This is a genomic window from Kluyvera georgiana, from assembly GCF_050990895.1.
Classification (GTDB): Bacteria; Pseudomonadota; Gammaproteobacteria; order Enterobacterales; family Enterobacteriaceae; genus Kluyvera; species Kluyvera georgiana.
Genome location: NZ_CP158865.1, coordinates 4057619 through 4077778, shown reverse-complemented (window position 1 = coordinate 4077778; position 20160 = coordinate 4057619). Strand labels below are relative to the sequence as shown.

Sequence of the window (20160 nt, the reverse complement as noted above, 5' to 3'; positions counted from 1 at the left end):
TATGTTTGAACCTATGGAACTGACCAACGACGCGGTGATTAAAGTCATCGGCGTCGGTGGCGGCGGCGGTAATGCCGTTGAACACATGGTGCGCGAGCGCATCGAAGGCGTTGAATTCTTCGCAGTTAACACCGACGCACAGGCACTGCGTAAAACGGCTGTTGGCCAGACTATTCAGATTGGTAGCGGTATTACCAAAGGTCTGGGCGCGGGCGCCAACCCGGAAGTGGGCCGTAATGCGGCTGACGAAGACCGTGAAGCGCTGCGTGCAGCGTTAGACGGTGCAGACATGGTGTTTATCGCAGCCGGCATGGGCGGCGGTACCGGTACCGGTGCTGCACCGGTGGTTGCGGAAGTGGCCAAAGATTTAGGCATCCTGACCGTAGCCGTCGTGACCAAGCCGTTCAACTTCGAAGGTAAGAAGCGTATGGCGTTTGCGGAGCAGGGGATCACCGAGCTGTCCAAGCACGTAGATTCGCTGATCACCATCCCGAACGACAAGCTGCTGAAAGTACTTGGCCGCGGTATCTCCCTGCTCGACGCGTTTGGCGCGGCGAACGACGTGCTGAAAGGTGCGGTACAGGGCATCGCTGAACTGATTACTCGCCCGGGTCTGATGAACGTCGACTTTGCGGACGTGCGCACCGTGATGTCCGAAATGGGCTACGCGATGATGGGTTCCGGCGTGGCTAGCGGTGAAGACCGTGCGGAAGAAGCGGCTGAAATGGCTATCTCTTCTCCGCTGCTGGAAGATATCGACCTGTCCGGCGCGCGTGGCGTTCTGGTCAACATCACCGCGGGCTTCGACCTGCGTCTGGATGAGTTCGAAACCGTCGGTAACACCATCCGTGCGTTTGCATCGGATAACGCGACCGTGGTTATCGGTACCTCTCTTGACCCGGATATGAACGACGAACTGCGCGTTACCGTCGTGGCGACCGGTATTGGTATGGACAAACGTCCAGAGATCACCCTGGTGACCAACAAGCAGACGCAGCAACCGGCGCTGGATCGTTATCAGCAGCACGGTATGGCACCGCTGACGCAAGAACAGAAACCGGCTGCTAAAGTGGTTAACGACAATACGCCGCAGACCACCAAAGAACCGGATTACCTGGATATCCCGGCATTCCTGCGCAAGCAAGCTGATTAAGAATTAGCTGGAATTTGGGAATCTGCGCTCTTTGTGCTAAACTGGCCCACCGAATGTGATATACACTTCGGTTGGATAGTTAATTTGGCGAGATTATACGATGATCAAACAAAGGACTCTTAAACGTATCGTTCAGGCGACTGGCGTCGGTTTACATACCGGCAAAAAGGTCACACTGACGCTACGCCCTGCGCCGGCAAATACCGGGGTCATCTATCGTCGCACCGACTTGAATCCACCGGTAGATTTTCCGGCCGATGCCAAATCTGTGCGTGATACTATGCTCTGTACTTGCCTGGTCAACGAGCATGACGTGCGGATTTCTACCGTAGAGCACCTGAACGCCGCGTTGGCGGGTCTGGGTATCGACAACATCGTTGTTGAAGTCGATGCGCCAGAAATCCCGATTATGGACGGTAGTGCTGCGCCATTCGTTTATCTGCTGCTGGATGCCGGCATCGATGAACTGAACTGTGCGAAGAAATTCGTCCGTATTAAAGACACCGTTCGCGTTGAAGATGGCGACAAATGGGCTGAATTCAAACCGTACAATGGTTTCTCGTTGGACTTTACCATCGACTTTAACCATCCGGCGATTGACTCCAGCACGCAGCGTTATGCGATGAATTTCTCCGCAGACGCCTTTATGCGCCAGATCAGCCGTGCGCGTACCTTCGGTTTCATGCGTGATATCGAATATCTGCAGTCCCGTGGCTTGTGCCTGGGCGGCAGCTTCGATTGTGCCATCGTTGTTGACGATTATCGCGTACTGAACGAAGACGGCCTGCGTTTTGAAGATGAATTCGTTCGTCATAAAATGCTCGATGCCATCGGTGACTTGTTCATGTGTGGTCACAACATTATTGGTGCATTTACCGCGTACAAATCCGGTCATGCGCTGAATAACAAACTTCTGCAGGCGGTCCTGGCAAAACAGGAAGCCTGGGAATTTGTGACCTTCGAAGACGACGCAGAACTGCCTCTGGCGTTCAAAGCACCGACAATGGTTCTGGCATAAGCCTGACCGTTTCGTAAATTCGACTGGCAACCTGGCACTCTCTCCGGTCAGGGAACCAGTCGTTTTTTCTTTTTGCCCTCAACACTCCGTTTTCCTGCCGTTGCCCTCTCTTAAAGATCACACTCCTGCGCAACCGCTGCTTTCTTAACCCGTTTTTAGCTGCGGTTTTCGTCATTCCTGCTGCTGTAGCGCGGCATTAATGGTAATATTCTCGGGCTAAAATAGAATAACGGTACTCAGAGCCTATCCCAGTAGGCGTAATTGTTGAAGCCAGTTTGGGGCCGGACAGCGCGCAGAAACCGGAGCGTACACGTAGTACGTGAGGATTTCGAGCACACTGCCCGGCCCCAAAATGGCGAATAAAATAGCCTAATGGGATAGGCACTTAAACCGAAGGTGGAACTTTACGTGAGTGGAATGCTGACGCGTTGGCGACAGTTTGGTAGACGCTACTTCTGGCCGCATCTCCTGTTGGGGATGGTTGCTGCCGGTTTTGGTCTGCCTGCGCTTGCGAATAACGCCGAGCCAGCTTCCCCCGCCCGCGCAACAACCAGTAACCATAATCCGGCGCAGAGAATCGATTTCTCGCAGCTGGCGCGGCTGGAAAATAACCGTCGTCCCTCCTTCAGCGTCGACTACTGGCATCAGCACGCCATTCGCACCGTTATTCGCCATCTTTCTTTTGCCATGGCGCCTACCGCATCGCCGGTTGCCGAGCCAACATCTCCGCTGCAGGCGGCACAGCATCTGGCGCTGCTGGATACGCTGAATGCGTTACTGAACGTTGAAAGCCAGCCGTCTATCGTCATTGCGCAAGGCGCGGTGTTACCCGCGCTTTCTCCTCCCGCCTTTAGTGTTCCTGACTGGGTCAGTCAGGTGCAGGGTATTCGCGCCGGGCCGCAGCGCCTCGTCTGAAAGTAATTGTTTTAATTCCTTTATTTTTCTGACTCCGCAATGGCGGGGCGTTTGAGATTTTATTATGTTAATCAAATTGTTGACCAAAGTTTTTGGTAGTCGTAACGATCGTACCCTGCGCCGTATGCGCAAAGTTGTCGCTATTATTAACGCGATGGAACCGGAGATGGAAAAACTCTCCGATGAAGAGCTGAAAGCGAAAACCAATGAATTCCGCGCGCGTATCGAAAAAGGCGAAACCGTAGAGAGCCTGATTCCAGAAGCGTTTGCCGTGGTGCGTGAAGCGAGCAAGCGTGTATTCGGCATGCGTCACTTCGACGTGCAGCTGCTCGGCGGTATGGTGCTGAACGACCGTTGCATCGCAGAGATGCGTACCGGTGAAGGTAAAACTCTGACCGCAACGCTGCCGGCTTACCTGAACGCGCTGTCCGGCAAGGGCGTGCACGTGGTCACCGTCAACGACTATCTGGCCCAGCGTGACGCCGAAAACAACCGTCCGCTGTTCGAATTCCTCGGCATGACCGTCGGTATTAACATGTCTGGCCTGCCAGCGCCTGCGAAGCGCGAAGCCTACAACGCCGACATCACCTACGGTACCAACAACGAATACGGTTTTGACTACCTGCGCGACAACATGGCGTTCAGCCCGGAAGAGCGCGTACAGCGTAAACTGCACTATGCGCTGGTCGATGAAGTCGACTCCATCCTGATCGATGAAGCGCGTACGCCGCTTATCATCTCCGGCCCGGCTGAAGACAGCTCGGAAATGTATAAAAAAGTGAACAAAATCATTCCTCACCTGGTTCGCCAGGAGAAGGAAGATTCCGACACCTTCCAGGGTGAAGGTCACTTCTCCGTGGATGAAAAAGCGCGTCAGGTTAACCTGACCGAACGCGGCCTGGTGCTGATTGAAGAGCTGTTGGTGAAAGAAGGCATTATGGAAGAAGGCGAGTCGCTGTACTCTCCGGGCAACATTATGCTGATGCATCACGTAACCGCCGCGCTGCGCGCCCACGTCCTGTTCACCCGCGACGTTGACTACATCGTCAAAGATGGCGAAGTCATTATCGTCGACGAACATACCGGTCGTACCATGCAGGGCCGTCGCTGGTCCGATGGTCTGCACCAGGCCGTCGAAGCCAAAGAAGGCGTAGAGATTCAGAACGAGAACCAGACGCTGGCGTCCATCACCTTCCAGAACTACTTCCGTCTGTACGAAAAACTGGCCGGTATGACCGGTACGGCGGACACCGAAGCGTTTGAATTCAGCTCTATCTACAAGCTGGATACCGTGGTGGTGCCGACCAACCGTCCGATGATCCGTAAAGATATGCCGGATCTGGTCTACATGACCGAAGCGGAAAAAATTCAGGCGATTATTGAAGATATCAAAGAACGTACCGCGAAAGGCCAGCCGGTGCTGGTGGGGACCATCTCCATCGAGAAATCCGAAGTGGTCTCCCACGAGCTCACCAAAGCGGGCATCAAGCATAACGTTCTGAACGCCAAATTCCACGCCAGCGAAGCAGACATCGTCGCGCAGGCGGGTTACCCGGCAGCGGTCACCATCGCTACCAACATGGCGGGTCGTGGTACCGATATTATGCTCGGCGGTAGCTGGCAGGCAGAGGTTGCGCACCTTGAAGATCCGACGCCGGAACAGATTGCGCAAATCAAAGCCGACTGGCAGGTGCGTCACGACGCCGTGCTGGCGGCAGGTGGTCTGCACATCATTGGTACCGAACGTCACGAATCTCGTCGTATCGATAACCAGCTGCGCGGTCGTTCCGGTCGTCAGGGTGATGCGGGTTCCTCCCGTTTCTACCTGTCGATGGAAGATGCCCTGATGCGTATCTTCGCCTCTGACCGCGTGTCCGGCATGATGCGTAAGCTGGGGATGAAGCCGGGCGAAGCCATTGAGCACCCGTGGGTCACCAAAGCGATTGCTAACGCGCAGCGTAAAGTGGAAAGCCGCAACTTTGATATTCGTAAACAGCTGCTGGAATACGATGACGTTGCTAACGACCAGCGTCGTGCTATCTACACCCAGCGTAACGAACTGCTGGATGTCACAGACGTTAGCGAAACCATCAACAGCATTCGTGAAGACGTGTTCAAAGCGACTATCGATGCGCACATTCCGCCGCAATCGCTGGAAGAAATGTGGGATATCCCGGGTCTGCAGGAACGTCTGAAAAACGACTTTGACCTCGAACTGCCGATTGCGGAATGGCTGGATAAAGAGCCGGAGCTGCATGAAGAGACGCTACGTGAGCGTATTCTGGAAAGCGCGGTTGAAGTCTACAAGCGTAAAGAAGAGGTGGTTGGCGCTGAAATGATGCGTCACTTCGAAAAAGGCGTGATGCTGCAAACCCTCGATTCCCTGTGGAAAGAGCACCTGGCGGCGATGGACTACCTGCGTCAGGGCATCCACCTGCGTGGCTATGCGCAGAAGGATCCTAAGCAAGAGTACAAGCGTGAATCCTTCTCCATGTTTGCTGCAATGCTGGAATCTCTGAAGTATGAAGTGATCAGCACCCTGAGCAAGGTGCAGGTACGCATGCCGGAAGAAGTTGAAGCCATGGAACAACAGCGTCGTGAAGAAGCCGAGCGCCTGGCCCAAATGCAGCAGCTAAGCCATCAGAGCGATGATGAAGCCGTCGCACAGGATCTGGCCGCACAGACCGGCGATCGCAAAGTGGGTCGTAACGATCCGTGCCCTTGCGGTTCCGGTAAAAAATACAAACAGTGTCATGGCCGTCTGAGCTAAGATCATAATAAGAAAACAAAAGGCGCAGAGTTCTGCGCCTTTTTTATGGATAAGACAAAATGAAAATACTGCAAATCTCCGTCGGCATCATTCGTAATGCTGCAGGCGAAATCTATATTACCCAGCGTGCTGCTGATGCGCATATGGCGCATAAATGGGAATTCCCCGGCGGTAAAATTGAAGCGGGAGAATCTCCGCAGGAAGCGGTTATTCGTGAGCTGCAGGAAGAGGTTGGGATCGTGACCACCTCGTTACAACCATTTGATAAGCTGGAGTATCAGTTCCCCGATCGCCACATCACACTGTGGTTCTGGCTGGTGGATAGCTGGGAAGGCGAGCCGTGGGGCAAGGAAGGGCAACCGGGGCGCTGGGTTGCGCAACAGGATCTCGTCGCGGACGAATTTCCGCCAGCGAACGTACCGGTGATTGAAAAGCTGATTGCGGGGTAGACCTGATAAGCAGAGCGCCATCAGGTCAAATGACGCAGATTGCCGGATAGCGGCGCATCGTCTTATCCGGCCTACGCTAAATTACTGCTGCTCTTCGCTCCAGTCATCGCTGTCGGAGAGATCGCCGCTGCTTGGGATTCGCTTTTCCTCCGCAGCCCACTCGCCGAGGTCAATCAGCTGGCAGCGCTTGGAGCAAAAAGGACGATAGGGGCTTTGTTCACCCCACACAACCGGTTTGTTGCAGGTGGGGCAGTTTACCGTAATGACGTCAGACATCTTCTCTCCTTAGCAGCACGCCAGTTCAAAATCCAGACGCTCTGGCACCACGCCATGCTCGCTGTCCAGCGGCATAAAGCGGATGGCAAAGCGGCTCTTGTGCCCGGAGATCTGCGGGTAAAGCTGCGAGGCGAGCTCGAGCTTCAGGCGCAGCAGGTCGGCATCTTCGCCGTTGTCCTGATAAAAACCGTTCAGGCTGGTTTGTTTGCGGAACAGGGCTGAGTTACGTACCAGATCGAGAATTAACGTCAGTGCCTGATTCAGCGGCTCCAGGCTAGCCAGCCAGGTTTCGACGAGCGCATCACGCTGATGCTGTCTGGCGTTCAGCCAGATATGCAGCGTCGGCAGGTCGAAGCTGCAGCAACCGCCCGGAATGCTCAGACGCTGGCGAACCAGCGCAATCAGGCGATCTTCACGCAGGAATTGCCCGATGCGCGGCGCGGCCATCAGGATGCTACTGCTGTTTTTCAACTGCTGGCGTAGAGCGTCGATACGGCTGAGGTCAACGCCCGGGACTTCGCTCCAGGCGTTCAGTTTACGCTGCTGGCGCTCCAGCTCTTTGAGCAGTTCTGTGCGGATATCGCCGCGTTCGAACACATCCAGTAAATCCCCGACGTTGCGAAAAAAGTGCAGCGCGCTGGCGTGATCTCTGATGGGTAAATTAGCATTCAATTGCTCAGTCAGAAATTCAATACGCAGCCAGGTACGCATTTTTTCGTTTAGCGGATGCTCAAAAAGGATGTGGGTGTGCATTACGATTTTTCCTGTGAAACAGCCTGTGCCGCGAGCTCAAGATAGTGCGCGTGAAGGCGAGCAACATCCGATGCAATGGCATCTGGTGTGCCGTTGTTATTAATAACGTCGTCAGCCACGGCCAGACGCGCTTCGCGCGTGGCCTGGGCAGCAAGAATATTTTCCGCATGCTCTCGCGACACATTGTCGCGCTGCATGGTACGAAGAAGCTGGGTTTCGCGCGATACGTCAATGACCAGCACGCGATCGGCCCGCTCATACAGTTTGTTTTCCACCAGCAGAGGAACGACCCAAAGCACGTAAGGCGAGGTGGCCTGACGAAGCTGACGCTGCGTTTCCTGCTGAATCAAAGGGTGCAGAAGGGCATTGAGCCAGGCTTTTTCCTCCGGGTTGGCGAAAATACGTTCGCGTAGCGCCCGGCGATTGAGCGCCCCTTCCTCGGTCAGAATGTGGTGACCGAAATGTTCGGTAATGGCTGCCAGCGCTGGCGTGCCGGGTTCGACAACCTGACGGGCAAGAATATCGGCATCAATCACGTTAATTCCCAGGCAAGAAAACGCATCTGCGACCGTGCTTTTGCCGCTACCGATGCCGCCCGTTAACGCCACTGTGTAAGTCATACCGCTTAGCCCTGGAATTTTAGTATGAAAATCATTTGGTTAAAAAACTGGCGCTCAAAGTATGCGAATCAAAGAAGCACGGTACAATTCGCCAGGTAAATTTATGGGATTGTAGCTTAAAAAAAGTGAAAATCGCAGTCTTGCGAAGACCTGATTAGTGCGTATGATTGCATTACTGGAGTTGTGCTCTCAATTTAATTGCCATTAACCCCAGGAATTCGCACATGCGTATCGAAGAAGATCTGAAGTTAGGTTTCAAAGACGTTCTTATCCGCCCTAAACGCTCTACTCTTAAAAGCCGTTCCGATGTTGAACTGGAACGCGAATTCACCTTTAAACACTCAGGCCAACGCTGGTCAGGCGTACCGATTATTGCTGCGAATATGGACTCCGTGGGGACTTTCGGGATGGCAAAAGCACTCGCCTCTTTCGATATCCTGACTGCCGTACACAAACACTACTCTGTTGAAGAGTGGAAAGCCTTTGTGCAGGCCGAATCTGAAGACGTGCTCAAACACGTGATGGTCTCTACCGGGACCTCCGATGCTGACTTCGAAAAAACGCAGCAGATCCTCAAGCTGAACTCAGCGCTGAACTTTGTGTGTATTGACGTAGCTAATGGTTACTCTGAGCACTTTGTACAGTTTGTGGCGAAAGCGCGTGAAGCATGGCCGACGAAAACGATCTGTGCAGGCAACGTCGTAACCGGCGAGATGTGCGAAGAGCTGATTCTGTCCGGCGCGGACATTGTGAAAGTAGGGATTGGTCCGGGTTCCGTCTGCACAACCCGCGTGAAAACCGGCGTCGGCTATCCGCAGCTGTCCGCAGTCATTGAATGTGCTGATGCGGCACACGGCCTTGGCGGCCAGATCGTCAGCGACGGCGGCTGCACCATGCCGGGTGATGTGGCGAAAGCTTTCGGCGGCGGTGCCGACTTCGTGATGCTGGGCGGCATGTTGGCTGGCCACGACGAAAGCGGCGGCGTGATCGTTGAAGAGAACGGCGAGAAATTTATGCTGTTCTACGGCATGAGCTCCGAGTCGGCGATGAAGCGCCACGTCGGCGGCGTGGCCCAGTATCGCGCGGCAGAAGGCAAAACCGTGAAGCTACCGCTGCGTGGCCCGGTCGATAACACCGCGCGTGATATCCTTGGCGGCCTGCGTTCAGCGTGCACCTACGTCGGGGCATCTCGTCTGAAAGAGTTGACCAAACGCACCACCTTTATTCGGGTACAGGAACAAGAGAACCGCGTGTTCAACAGCCTGTAACCCCTTCAACGCTGGCACCGTATGTGCCAGCGTTATCCCGCTCCGCTGATGGCATCTCCCAGATGAAAAATGGGCAGGTACATGGCGACGACCAGCGTTCCAATGATTAACCCCGTGACGATAAGCAGCAACGGCTCCAGCATCGACGTCAGGTTTTCCGCCAGATTCTGGGTGCTCTCATTGTGATGCCGCGCCAGATTCTCCAGCATTTCATCCAGCGCCCCGGACGCTTCCCCCGTTCTCACCAGCTGTAAGCACAGTGGTGTAAACACGTGACTATTTTCCATGGCCTGCCAGATGGTACAACCCTGCGCCACATCGTGATGCAGCCTGGCGATAACCTCACGCCACCACGGACAGGTGAGCGTCTCTTCAACGGTTTCCAGCCCCTGCAAAAAGGCGATGCCTGCGCGTTGCGTCAGTGACAGAACGGTAAAAATCTGGCTAAGCATCTGGCCGCGCCTGAGCTTGCCCATAATTGGCAGTGCGAGCAGTATTTGTTGGCGGACACGTTGCCATGGCGGATGATTTTTTAACGCTACGCCGAGCGCCGCAGGCAACAGCAAAGAAACAAAAAGGGGAATGCACCATCGTTCAATAAAGGCGGTGCTTGCGATGACGGCCTGCGTCAGCGCGGGCAACGGCGTGTTGAAGGTACGATAGATGGCGGTAAATTCCGGCAGGACGAAACTCACCATCGCCACCACCACCAGCACGGCCAGCGACAGGATAATCAGCGGATAGCGCAGCGCCTTTTTCACTTTTGCCGTGAGCAGCCGTTGCGCTTTCTGCTGTTGAGAAAGTGCCAGACAGCACTGTTCCAGCTTACCGGTGATTTCACCGGTGCGAATCATCGCCAGATAGAGTGGCGGAAAAGCCTGTGGCCATGACTTCAATCCTTCCGATAATGTGACACCTTGTGCCAGGCGGTTAGCCAGCGAGTTGAGGAGGGCGCGCCACTGCGCTACGGGGTGTTGCTGGGCGAGGAGCGTCAGGCTGTCTGATAAGGTAAGACCGGCCTGCAAAAGCGTTGCTAACTGACCGATCACTGCACAGCTATGCTGCGATCGCCAGAGTGATGGGTTCACCGCACGGCGTTTCAACGATAAGGCGATAATGTTTTGCTGCGCGAGCGCCATTAGCGCGGCAGGCCGATGGCTGGCCCAGAGCGTACCGCGATGCTCGATGCCGTTGGGGTCAAGCCCACGCCAGTACCAAAGCTGTTCACGCATCCTGTGGGAGTCCTAGTACGCGCAGCAGTTCTTCCTGCGTGGTTAGCCCTTGCTCGACGGCCCGGCAGCCGTTTTCAAACAGCGTGGTCATACCCGATTCCCGCGCATGGACCATGAGTTCAGCCGGACTAAAACCACCGGCAATACACTGTCTCAGTGTGGGCGTGAGCGGCAGCAGTTCAAACAGGGCGAGACGGCCCTGATAGCCATGATAACAGTGCTCGCAGCCTGGTGCCGTCCAGTGCGGTAGCGGACGCGGCCACAGTGATGGTGGGAGCGGTTGTGCATTGGGTAACCTCTTTTGACAGTGCGGGCAGAGTCGTCGTACCAACCTCTGAGCGACAACCATTATCAATGCCGATGACACCATCCAGCGCGCCACGCCCATCTGCTCCAGGCGTACCAGCGTTTCGACGGTAGAGTTGGTATGCAGCGTCGAGAGCACCAGATGACCGGTTTGTGCGGCTTTGATAGCGATCTCTGCCGTCTCACCGTCGCGGATTTCACCCACCATCACGATGTCGGGATCCTGACGCAGCAAGGCGCGGAGTACGTTCTGGAAGGTTAATCCCGCGCGGGGACTGATCTGCGTCTGGTTCAGGCCATCAAGCGGAATCTCAATAGGGTCTTCCACACTACAGATATTGACGTCGCTATGGTTGCGACTTTGCAGCGCGCTGTATAGCGTCACCGTTTTTCCGCTGCCCGTCGGCCCGGTAACCAGAATCAGTCCTTGCGGTTGATTCAGCGCGGACTGAAGCTGCGAGTGCTCGCGGTCTGACAACCCCAGTTGCTTAAGGTCCAGCGCCTGTTCAACCTTATGCAGCAGACGCAGCACCGCTTTTTCGCCGTAGCGACAGGGCAGCGTCGAGAGTCTGAATGAGAGCGGCTTATCGGCAATATCTATCGTGAACTGCCCGTCCTGAGGTAATCGACGCTCGGCGATATCCAGGCCGCCGAGCACCTTTAGTCTTGCGATAAGCGGTGCCATTAGCGGGAACGAGACAGGGGCAAGAGGATGCAGTACGCCGTCGACCCGCAGCCGCACGCGTAGGGCATGCTCGGCCGGCTCAAAGTGGATATCGGACGCGCGTTGAATCAGCGCCTGTTTGAGCAGATGGTTGAGTAGGTCAACCGCGTTGTCGCTCTCTTCATGCGGTGTGACATTGGCTAAAGGTGCCGACTGCTGGAGATATTTGTCCATCCTCTCCTGAGTCCAGCATTCAATATCGATACGCTTTTGGCTGGCAAAACGGAGCGAATCCATCAGCTCGCCGGGCGGCGTGCCGACCACCGCGATATTCAGTTCATCGGCCGCATTGCCGAGCAGCACCGCGTGGTGACGCTGGCACAGCGTTAACAACTGTTCCTGTTTCATCGCTGTCACCTCGCTTACTGTGCGTCAAAGCGGAAAACATCTTCACAGGCCTGCTGTAGCGCGCCATCGTTCTGGATATCGCAGGTGCGCTGCCAGCCGGTGATGCCGTTGGCATTATCCCAGCCGGGGACCAGGGTGACGGTCAGACCGTTGAGGCTCTCCTGACCGGTGAGAATAACCGTACCCTGCGCGACGCTCATGGCTGAAACATAGCGCGTCGTGGTCGGTGAGGGGATGCCGTTGCTGCCTGCATTGCAGTTATCCAGCCCGCCACGGTCGAGCGCGCACAGTTCGATGGCGGTGCGGTAGGGGACGAAGGTTTGCAGCATATCGGTTAGCGCTGCTTTGCGTAGGTAGTTCTGGTAGGCCGGGATTCCGATAGCGCTAAGGATAGCGATAATGCCAATAACGACCATCAGCTCGATAAGGGTAAAACCTTGCTGTCTGTTCATGTTCTGCTCCTTGCTGAAACTGGCGCTACTCTGGCAGAGGCTGCGGCGGCCAGCGAGGGGCAAAATGGTGTTCAGGACGCTGCTTCCCAGCGTTTTTGTTAAGGTTGCAGATGTGCAGGGGGAAGTGGAACGAAGATCGAAAAAAGCCCTCGCGGCGGAGGGCATCATCAGCTGTTAGTGAAAGCGCATCGACAGGTCGAGCGCGCGCACATGCTTGGTTAGCGCGCCGACGGAGATGAAGTCGACGCCGGTTTCAGCGAACTCGCGAATGGTATCAAAGGTCACGTTGCCGGAGACCTCCAGTTGAGCCTGACCTTGGGTCATGTTGACCGCTTCACGCATCTGCTCGGTATCAAAGTTATCAAGCATGATGATGTCGGCACCGGCCTTCAGCGCCTCTTGCAGCTCTTGCAGCGTTTCCACTTCAACTTCAACCGGCACGTCCGGATGCAGCCAGAACGCTTTCTCTACCGCCTGACGCACGGAGCCGGAGGCAATAATATGGTTTTCTTTGATCAGGAAGGCGTCGGACAATCCCAGGCGGTGATTGGCGCCGCCGCCGCACAGCACGGCGTATTTTAGCGCGGTGCGTAGGCCCGGCAACGTTTTGCGGGTGTCCAGCAGTTGAGTGTGGGTGCCTTCCAGCAGATTGACGTATTTACGCACTTCAGTGGCGACACCGGAAAGCGTCTGCACAAAGTTCAACGCCGTGCGCTCGCCGGTAAGCAGAACGCGGGACGGGCCATTAATTTCAAACAGCGGTTGGTTAGCGACGACGGTATCGCCATCTTCAACGTGCCAGGTCAGGGTGACGTCATCGCCAGCCAGTTGAATAAAGACCTCTTCAACCCAGCGTTTACCGCAAAATACGCCGTCTTCACGCGTAATCACGATGGCATGAGACTGTGTTTTTTCCGGTAAGAGTTGTGCGGTAATATCGTTCTGGGCATTCACTTCTCCGCCCAGATCTTCACGCAGGGCCTGGGCGACCGCGTCAGGGATATCGAGGTTGATACGTTCAAGCAGCGCGTCACGTCGGTGGTCTGGGTTATAGCGGCGAGGCGGCATAATAAAGCTCCAAATTGGTAACGATGCAAAAGATTGAAACATGCTACTCTGAACCAGCAAGTATCACCATATTTTAGGAGATCCTGAATGCAGTTAGATAAGGGCTGGCTGGTGGGCGTTCGGCAGGTGCCGTCCCCTCATCATGATAGTCGCCCGGAGGATGAGGCCCCCTCGCTGCTGGTTGTGCACAATATTAGCCTGCCGCCCGGTCAGTTTGGCGGCCCGTGGATAGATGCTCTGTTTACCGGTACGCTCGATCCTGACGCCGATCCGTTTTTTGCGGAAATTTGCCATCTGCGGGTATCGGCCCACTGCTTGATCCGTCGCGACGGTGAGATTGTGCAGTACGTTCCCTTTGATAAACGCGCGTGGCACGCAGGCGTTTCCTCCTACCACGGGCGTGAACGGTGTAATGATTTCTCTATCGGTATTGAGCTCGAAGGTACCGATACGCTGGCCTATACCGATGCGCAGTATGCGCAGTTGGCGGCGTTAACACAGCTGCTCATTGCCGAGTATCCCCTCATTGCCGACAATATGACGGGTCACAGCGATATCGCGCCTGTGCGTAAAACCGATCCCGGCCCGGCGTTTGACTGGGCACGTTTTCGCGCGCTGGTCACCCCCTCGTCAGATAAGGAGATGACATGACGTTGTTTACCACGCTTCTGGTTCTGCTGGCCGAACGCCTGTTTAAACTTGGCGAACACTGGCAACTTGACCATCGTCTGGAGGCACTGTTTCGCCGGGTGAAACACTATTCCCTGGCCGCCACGCTGCTGATGACCATCGCGGCGATGGCGGTGGTCGGGATTATTCAGCGTGCGTTGGATGGGCTGCTGTTTAATGTGCCGCAGCTTATTTTCTGGATTCTGCTGGGGCTGCTGTGTATTGGCGCGGGTCGCGTTCGTCTGCACTATCATGCTTACCTGAAGGCGGCATCACGTAATGATGCCCACGCTCGTGAGGCGATGGCCAGCGAACTGACGATGATTCATGGTGTCCCTCCGGGTTGCGATGAGCGTGAGTTCCTGCGTGAATTGCAGAACGCGCTGCTGTGGATCAACTATCGTTTCTACCTCGCTCCGTTGTTCTGGTTTGTCGTCGGGGGCGCCTGGGGGCCGGTGGCGCTTATGGGCTATGCGTTCCTGCGCTCGTGGCAGTCCTACCTCGCGCGCTACCAAACGCCGCACCAGCGTCTACAGTCGGGGATTGACGCGATTCTGCACGTGGTGGATTGGGTCCCTGTACGCCTGGTTGGCGTGGTGTATGCGCTGATTGGTCACGGTGAGAAGGCGCTTCCTGCGTGGTTTGCTTCGCTGGGCGATCGCCATTCTTCACAGTATCAGGTGTTGACGACGCTGGCGCAGTATTCGCTGGCTCGCGAGCCGCATGTTGATAAAGTGGAGACGCCAAAGGCGGCGGTTTCGATGGCGAAGAAGACGTCGTATGCGGTCGTGGTGGTGATGGCGCTGCTGACTATCTATGGGACGCTAGTGTAGTTTTTGGCCGGATGGCGGCCTCGCCTTATCCGGCCTACGATGAGTCCCGAAGGCCCGGTGAGGCGAAGCGCCACCGGGCAATGCTTTTACAGCGTATCGGCTGGCGGAATACCAAAGTCCGGCATCCCATCCTCCCTCCAGTAGACGGTCTTCAATCGGGTATGACGATTCGGGTCATACAGCGGGTCGCCTTCAATTTCCGTGTAGTTCCTCGCATGATAAACCAGCACATCCTCACCTTCCGGCGTCTGCGTGAAACTATTGTGTCCAGGGCCATACTGGCGATTTTCATAGCTGGTGGTGAATACCGGTTCCGGTGACTTATGCCAGTTTTCCACCTTGGTGATATCGGCGTCTTTATCAATCCACAGCAGGCCCATGCAGTAGTTTTCGTCGGTGGCGCTGGCGGAGTAGCTGATAAACAGACGGTTGCCGTGGGTGACGACGGCAGGCCCTTCGTTCACCAGAAAACCGCGGCACTCCCAATCGAACTCAGGTTTGCTGAGCATCACAGGTTCACCTTTCAGGGTCCACGGGTTTTCCAGTTCGGCCAGATACAGGTTGGAGTTACCGGCAATCTCCGGCGACTTTTGCGCCCACAAATACCACAGTTTGCCCTGATGCGCGAAGGTGGTGGCATCGAGGCAGAAGGTGTCGAACGGCGTTTTTACCTGACCTTTCTCAACCCATTTCCCGCTGAGCGGATCGGCGTCGCTGCACTCCAGCACGAACATGCGGTGCTGGAACATCCCCAGACTGTCGAACGCCTGAGTGTGGGCGGCGGCGAAGTAGATATACCATTTGCCGTTAATGTGGTGCAGCTCCGGCGCCCAGATAAGGTTGCTCATCGGGCCGCTGTCCGGCTTGCGCCAGACCACCACCGGTTCCGCAGTGCGCAGGCCGTCGAGATCGTCGGCGCGGCGGATCTCCAGCCGGTCATATTCCGGGACAGAGGCGATAAAGTAGTACGTTCCCTTGTGACGCAGAATAAACGGATCGGCGCGTTGCTCAATAAAGGGGTTAGGCCAGTTCTTCATCAGGCTTTCCTTACGTGTTCAGTCGTTTTCAATTCTTGCTGGTATTCATTCAGCTCGCGGTAGTTATTACGGCGTTTTTCGAGATCTTCCTGAATCTGTTTCATCAGGTTGCGGTCAACTTTCAGCAGACGAACCACGCCTGCGGTAATCAGATAGCCCACGCCAGGAATCACGGTGAATAACAGCATGATACCGTTGAGGGTGGTGTCGCTTTGCGCTTTGGCACCCGCGTCGTAGCCGTACCAGGAGAGCAGGAAGCCGACCATGGCACCGGCCACCGCAAGACCCACCTTCAGGAAGAACAGGTTGCCGGAGAAGCTGATGCCGGTGATACGTTTGCCGGTCTTCCACTCGCCGTAATCATCAACGTCGGCCATCAGCGACCAGTGCAGCGGGGACGGGATCTGGTGCAGTACGTTCAGCAGGAAGTAGAGTACGACAATAAGCACGGTGGCGTGTGGATCGAAGAAATAGAAGGCGATAGAGAATATTGCCAGTACGATGTTGGTCCAGAAGAAAACCTGCAGCTTACACCAGCGGTCGGTTAGTACTTTGGCCAGCATGCTGCCGATCATCATGCCAACCACGCCGAGGCTGATAAAGATAGTGGCGAAATGTGTGCTTTCACCCATTACCCAGGTCACGTAGTACATGGTGGCCGCCATGCGGATAAAACCAGGGCAGACGTTGCACAGCGTCAGCAGCAGAATGCGTACCCACTGATCGTTTTTCCAGACGTCTTTTAAATCTTGCTTCAGTTCATCGTTGGTCTGCACCGCCGGGCGCACGCGTTCACGCACGGTGGAAAAGCAGAACAGGAACATACACATGCCGATAAAGGCCAGCACGGTCATCGCCATCTGGTAGCCTTTGGCTTTGTCTTCACCGCCAAACCAGTCGGCCATCGGCAGCAGCGTCAGCGATAACAGCAGGGTCGCGATACCTACCAACACGAAGCGGTAAGACTGACAGGCGACGCGCTCTTTTGGATCGTTGGTAATGACGCTACCCAGAGAGCAGTAAGGAATATTGATGGCGGTATAGGTGATCGACAGCAGGAAATAGGTGACAAATGCATAGATAACTTTGCTGCTGTAGGTCCATTCTGGCGTGGTGAACATCAGCACGCTGAACAGGGCATAGGGGAAGGCGATCCATAATAGCCATGGACGAAAACGACCGTACTTACTGCGGGTACGGTCGGCCAGCGCGCCCATAATCGGGTCAGTGACGGCGTCAATGACGCGGATTGAGAGCAGCAGTACGCCCACCAATGCCGGCGCCAGACCAAAAATATCGGTATAAAAATAGTTAACGAACAGCATGATAGCGCCGAAGATGATGTTGCATCCAGCATCGCCCATGCCATAACCAATCTTCTCTTTTACTGACAGTTTATTCGCGTCCATCGCCAGATCTCTCTTGGGGAATATGGCGAAGATTATTGCCAGTTAAAGGGGAAAATGCGTAGCAGGATAACGTTGTTGATATGGAGAAAGCTGCTGCGAAAATGAAACTGTGAGGCAGGTAACATCAGGGAAAAAGCCCCCTCCGGGAGGAGAGGGCCTGTCAGATCAGTGCGCTTTTACGGTTTTGGCGCTCTTCTGCTTAAACATAAAGCCAATACCCAGAATGGCGATCCATACCGGAATCAGCCATACGGAGATCGCCATGCCCGGGGTCATGACCATAATGACCAGCACGGCAGCCATGAAGACCAGGCAGATCCAGTTCCCCAGCGGGTAGAACAGCGCCGGGAAGCGCGTGGTGACGCCCTGCTGCTGTTTGGCTTTGCGGAACTTGATGTGCGCCAGGCTAATCATCGCCCAGTTAATCACCAGGGCAGAGACCACCAGCGCCATCAGCAGCCCGAATGCGGACTCTGGTGCCAGGTAGTTGATCAGTACGCACAGCGCAGTCACAACGGCGGAAACCAAAATGGAGCTCACCGGCACGCCGCGTTTGTCGACGTTCAGCAGCGCTTTCGGAGCGTTACCCTGCTGCGCCAGGCCGAAAAGCATACGGCTGTTGCAGTAGACGCAGCTGTTGTACACGGAGAGTGCGGCGGTCAGGACCACGATGTTCAGGGCATTCGCTACGAACGAGTCGCCCAGTTCATGGAAGATAAGTACGAACGGACTGACGTCTGCGGTGACGCGGGTCCACGGCATCAGCGAGAGCAGTACCGCCAGCGAGCCCACATAGAAAATCAGGATACGGTAGATAACCTGGTTGGTGGCTTTAGGAATGCTTTGCTCCGGGTTATCCGCTTCTGCCGCGGTAATCCCAACCAGCTCAAGGCCGCCGAAGGAGAACATGATGATCGCCATCATCATCACCAGTCCGGTCCAGCCGTGAGGCAGGAAGCCGCCTTGTTCCCACAGGTTGCGAACGGTTGCCTGCGGGCCCGCGGTGCCGCTGAACAGTAGCCATGCGCCGAACAGGATCATCGCGATAACCGCGATAACCTTGATGATGGCAAACCAGAACTCCATCTCACCGAACACTTTAACGTTGGTCAGGTTGATGGCGTTGATAATCACAAAGAAGGCTGCCGCAGAAGCCCAGGTTGGGATCTCGGGATACCAGAACTGGATATATTTACCCACGGCCGTGAGTTCCGCCATGGCAACCAGGACGTACAGCACCCAGTAGTTCCAGCCCGAAGCAAAGCCCGCAAAGTTGCCCCAGTACTTGTAGGCAAAGTGGCTGAAGGAGCCAGCTACTGGCTCTTCAACCACCATTTCACCGAGCTGGCGCATGATCATAAAGGCAATAAAACCGGCGATAGCGTAGCCGAGAATAATACCGGGACCTGCGGATTGAATAACGGAGGCGCTGCCAAGAAACAGGCCGGTGCCGATAGCGCCGCCCAGAGCGATCAGCTGGATATGGCGGTTCTTCAGGCCGCGCTTAAGCTGCGTGCCTTGCTGTTGACCTTCCATTGTGAAACCTCGTGTGTGGTTATTATTGTGACGCTGTTGTGCGTATGTACTTAAGAAATTCCGTTTTCTGTATTGTTATGTTTACGAAAAGCTTTTCTTAAAAAGAGGTAAGGCTCTTTCGTCATGAGCAGAATAGTGGTAAGCGCGGAGGAATGCACCTGCTTTATGAAGGGATGATGACGGATTGGATAAAAAGACAACAACGGTCACGCCGCGCTGAAATGGTGATATCACGATAACATTGAATTAATAGTCACTAGATTGAATAAAAATTCATTTATGGCGGAATTGAAACGGTTCAGTTTGCTTAATATTGTTTTGTTTTAGTTAATTATACTTCTTTATAGGTAAAGTCATTTTTTGTGCAAAGTTACATTTCTGAAACATCATTTCTGTAATGTTGTTAAAAAGTGCCGGGTTTACTGATTTCAATCAAAACCTGTATGGACATAAGGTGAATACTTTGTTACTTTAGCGCTACGAACTTGAAATTGGTAAGACCAATTGACTCCGGGCTAATGGCAGAGACAGGGAACAATGGCCTACAGCAAAATCCGCCAACCAAAACTTTCTGATGTGATTGAGCAGCAGTTGGAGTTTTTGATTCTTGAGGGGACGTTACGCCCCGGCGAAAAACTTCCACCTGAACGCGAACTGGCTAAACAGTTCGACGTTTCTCGCCCTTCGCTGCGTGAGGCGATTCAACGCCTTGAAGCCAAAGGGCTCCTGCTTCGTCGCCAGGGCGGCGGGACTTTTGTTCAGAGCAGCCTATGGCAGAGCTTCAGCGATCCGCTGGTTGAGCTTCTGTCCGACCACCCTGAATCCCAGTTTGATCTGCTAGAGACCCGTCACGCGCTGGAAGGTATCGCGGCTTATTACGCGGCACTGCGCAGCACTGATGAAGATCGCGTACGCATTCGCGAACTGCATCAGGCCATCGAACGGGCTCAGCAGTCTGGCGACCTTGACGCTGAATCTGACGCCGTCGTCCAGTATCAAATTGCGGTCACTGAAGCGGCTCACAACGTGGTGCTGCTTCATTTGCTACGGTGTATGGAGCCGATGCTGGCGCAAAACGTTCGTCAAAACTTTGAGTTGCTCTACGCCCGTAGGGAGATGCTCCCGCAGGTTAGCAATCATCGTACCCGTATTTTTGAAGCGATCATGGCTGGCGAACCAGAGCAGGCGCGCGAAGCGTCTCACCGCCACCTGGCCTTCATTGAAGAGATTTTGTTGGACAGAAGTCGTGAACAGAGCCGCCGTGAGCGCTCGTTACGTCGCCTCCAGCAGCGAAAGGATTAAGCTTTTTCCCGGCAGTTGTTTG

At 55.0% G+C, this 20160-nt stretch carries 19 protein-coding genes; 9 read left to right on the top strand and 10 right to left on the bottom strand.

Annotated elements, in window-relative coordinates:
- Position 1 precedes the first annotated feature (1 nt).
- From ftsZ to mutT, 5 genes are all read left to right on the top strand, one after another.
- Complete coding sequence (gene ftsZ, locus ABTW00_RS19405; RefSeq protein WP_035893043.1) at positions 2-1153, top strand: cell division protein FtsZ; 1152 nt, start codon at positions 2-4, stop codon at positions 1151-1153.
- Positions 1154-1253: 100 nt separating this feature from the next.
- Entirely contained in the window at positions 1254-2171 is a 918-nt protein-coding gene (lpxC, locus tag ABTW00_RS19400; RefSeq protein ID WP_064547446.1) for a UDP-3-O-acyl-N-acetylglucosamine deacetylase, read from the top strand.
- A 408-nt stretch (positions 2172-2579) separates the two neighbouring features.
- Positions 2580-3086, top strand: coding sequence for a secA translation cis-regulator SecM (gene secM, locus ABTW00_RS19395; protein ID WP_433636994.1), 507 nt, complete (start codon positions 2580-2582; stop codon positions 3084-3086).
- Between the two features lie 64 nt (positions 3087-3150).
- Complete coding sequence (gene secA / locus ABTW00_RS19390) at positions 3151-5856, top strand: preprotein translocase subunit SecA (protein ID WP_065356517.1); 2706 nt, start codon at positions 3151-3153, stop codon at positions 5854-5856.
- Positions 5857-5915: 59 nt separating this feature from the next.
- Entirely contained in the window at positions 5916-6305 is a 390-nt protein-coding gene (mutT, locus tag ABTW00_RS19385; RefSeq protein ID WP_064547452.1) for an 8-oxo-dGTP diphosphatase MutT, read from the top strand.
- A gap of 81 nt (positions 6306-6386) precedes the next feature.
- Here mutT and yacG read toward each other — a convergent pair whose 3' ends face one another.
- Genes yacG through coaE form a run of 3 tightly spaced genes read right to left on the bottom strand, consistent with a single transcriptional unit; the run spans position 6387 to position 7954 of the window.
- Complete coding sequence (gene yacG / locus ABTW00_RS19380) at positions 6387-6581, bottom strand: DNA gyrase inhibitor YacG (protein WP_065356518.1); 195 nt, start codon at positions 6579-6581, stop codon at positions 6387-6389.
- 9 nt (positions 6582-6590) lie between these two features.
- The gene (gene zapD / locus ABTW00_RS19375) at positions 6591-7334 is read right to left on the bottom strand and encodes a cell division protein ZapD (protein ID WP_064547456.1); all 744 of its coding nucleotides are present in this window, start codon (positions 7332-7334) and stop codon (positions 6591-6593) included.
- A complete protein-coding gene (coaE, locus tag ABTW00_RS19370; RefSeq protein ID WP_433636990.1) occupies positions 7334-7954 on the bottom strand; it encodes a dephospho-CoA kinase in 621 nt (206 codons plus the stop codon). Before coaE ends, zapD begins: the two co-directional genes overlap by 1 nt.
- A 224-nt stretch (positions 7955-8178) precedes the next feature.
- On the opposite strand from coaE, the gene ABTW00_RS19365 reads away from it, so the two are divergent.
- A complete protein-coding gene (locus ABTW00_RS19365) occupies positions 8179-9222 on the top strand; it encodes a GMP reductase (protein ID WP_064547460.1) in 1044 nt (347 codons plus the stop codon).
- A gap of 32 nt (positions 9223-9254) precedes the next feature.
- Here the strand turns inward: ABTW00_RS19365 and hofC are convergent, their stop codons facing one another.
- From hofC to nadC, 4 genes are all read right to left on the bottom strand, one after another.
- Entirely contained in the window at positions 9255-10454 is a 1200-nt protein-coding gene (hofC, locus tag ABTW00_RS19360; RefSeq protein WP_433636987.1) for a protein transport protein HofC, read from the bottom strand.
- Positions 10447-11832, bottom strand: a complete 1386-nt coding sequence (gene gspE / locus ABTW00_RS19355) for a type II secretion system protein GspE (RefSeq protein WP_433636985.1) — start codon at positions 11830-11832, stop codon at positions 10447-10449. The genes hofC and gspE overlap by 8 nt, the downstream gene beginning before the upstream one ends.
- A gap of 14 nt (positions 11833-11846) precedes the next feature.
- Positions 11847-12284 (bottom strand): prepilin peptidase-dependent pilin, encoded by a 438-nt coding sequence (ppdD, locus tag ABTW00_RS19350; RefSeq protein ID WP_064547467.1) that lies wholly within the window; start codon positions 12282-12284, stop codon positions 11847-11849.
- Between the two features lie 174 nt (positions 12285-12458).
- Positions 12459-13352: a carboxylating nicotinate-nucleotide diphosphorylase gene (nadC, locus tag ABTW00_RS19345; protein ID WP_433636983.1), complete on the bottom strand. Its 894-nt coding sequence runs from the start codon at positions 13350-13352 to the stop codon at positions 12459-12461.
- 87 nt (positions 13353-13439) lie between these two features.
- On the opposite strand from nadC, the gene ampD reads away from it, so the two are divergent.
- Positions 13440-14003 (top strand): 1,6-anhydro-N-acetylmuramyl-L-alanine amidase AmpD, encoded by a 564-nt coding sequence (ampD, locus tag ABTW00_RS19340; RefSeq protein WP_065356523.1) that lies wholly within the window; start codon positions 13440-13442, stop codon positions 14001-14003.
- On the top strand, positions 14000-14854 hold the full coding sequence (gene ampE / locus ABTW00_RS19335; protein ID WP_064547475.1) for a beta-lactamase regulator AmpE: 855 nt from the start codon (positions 14000-14002) through the stop codon (positions 14852-14854). The genes ampD and ampE overlap by 4 nt, the downstream gene beginning before the upstream one ends.
- A gap of 86 nt (positions 14855-14940) precedes the next feature.
- Here ampE and ABTW00_RS19330 read toward each other — a convergent pair whose 3' ends face one another.
- The 3 genes from ABTW00_RS19330 to aroP all read right to left on the bottom strand — a co-directional run bounded on the left by ABTW00_RS19330 (position 14941) and on the right by aroP (position 18836).
- On the bottom strand, positions 14941-15891 hold the full coding sequence (locus ABTW00_RS19330) for a glycoside hydrolase family 43 protein (protein ID WP_433636980.1): 951 nt from the start codon (positions 15889-15891) through the stop codon (positions 14941-14943).
- Entirely contained in the window at positions 15891-17300 is a 1410-nt protein-coding gene (locus ABTW00_RS19325; RefSeq protein WP_433636978.1) for a glycoside-pentoside-hexuronide (GPH):cation symporter, read from the bottom strand. Before ABTW00_RS19325 ends, ABTW00_RS19330 begins: the two co-directional genes overlap by 1 nt.
- A 165-nt stretch (positions 17301-17465) precedes the next feature.
- Positions 17466-18836: an aromatic amino acid transporter AroP gene (gene aroP / locus ABTW00_RS19320; RefSeq protein WP_433636976.1), complete on the bottom strand. Its 1371-nt coding sequence runs from the start codon at positions 18834-18836 to the stop codon at positions 17466-17468.
- Between the two features lie 537 nt (positions 18837-19373).
- On the opposite strand from aroP, the gene pdhR reads away from it, so the two are divergent.
- Positions 19374-20138, top strand: coding sequence for a pyruvate dehydrogenase complex transcriptional repressor PdhR (pdhR, locus tag ABTW00_RS19315; RefSeq protein WP_064547482.1), 765 nt, complete (start codon positions 19374-19376; stop codon positions 20136-20138).
- The last annotated feature ends 22 nt before the right edge of the window (positions 20139-20160 follow it).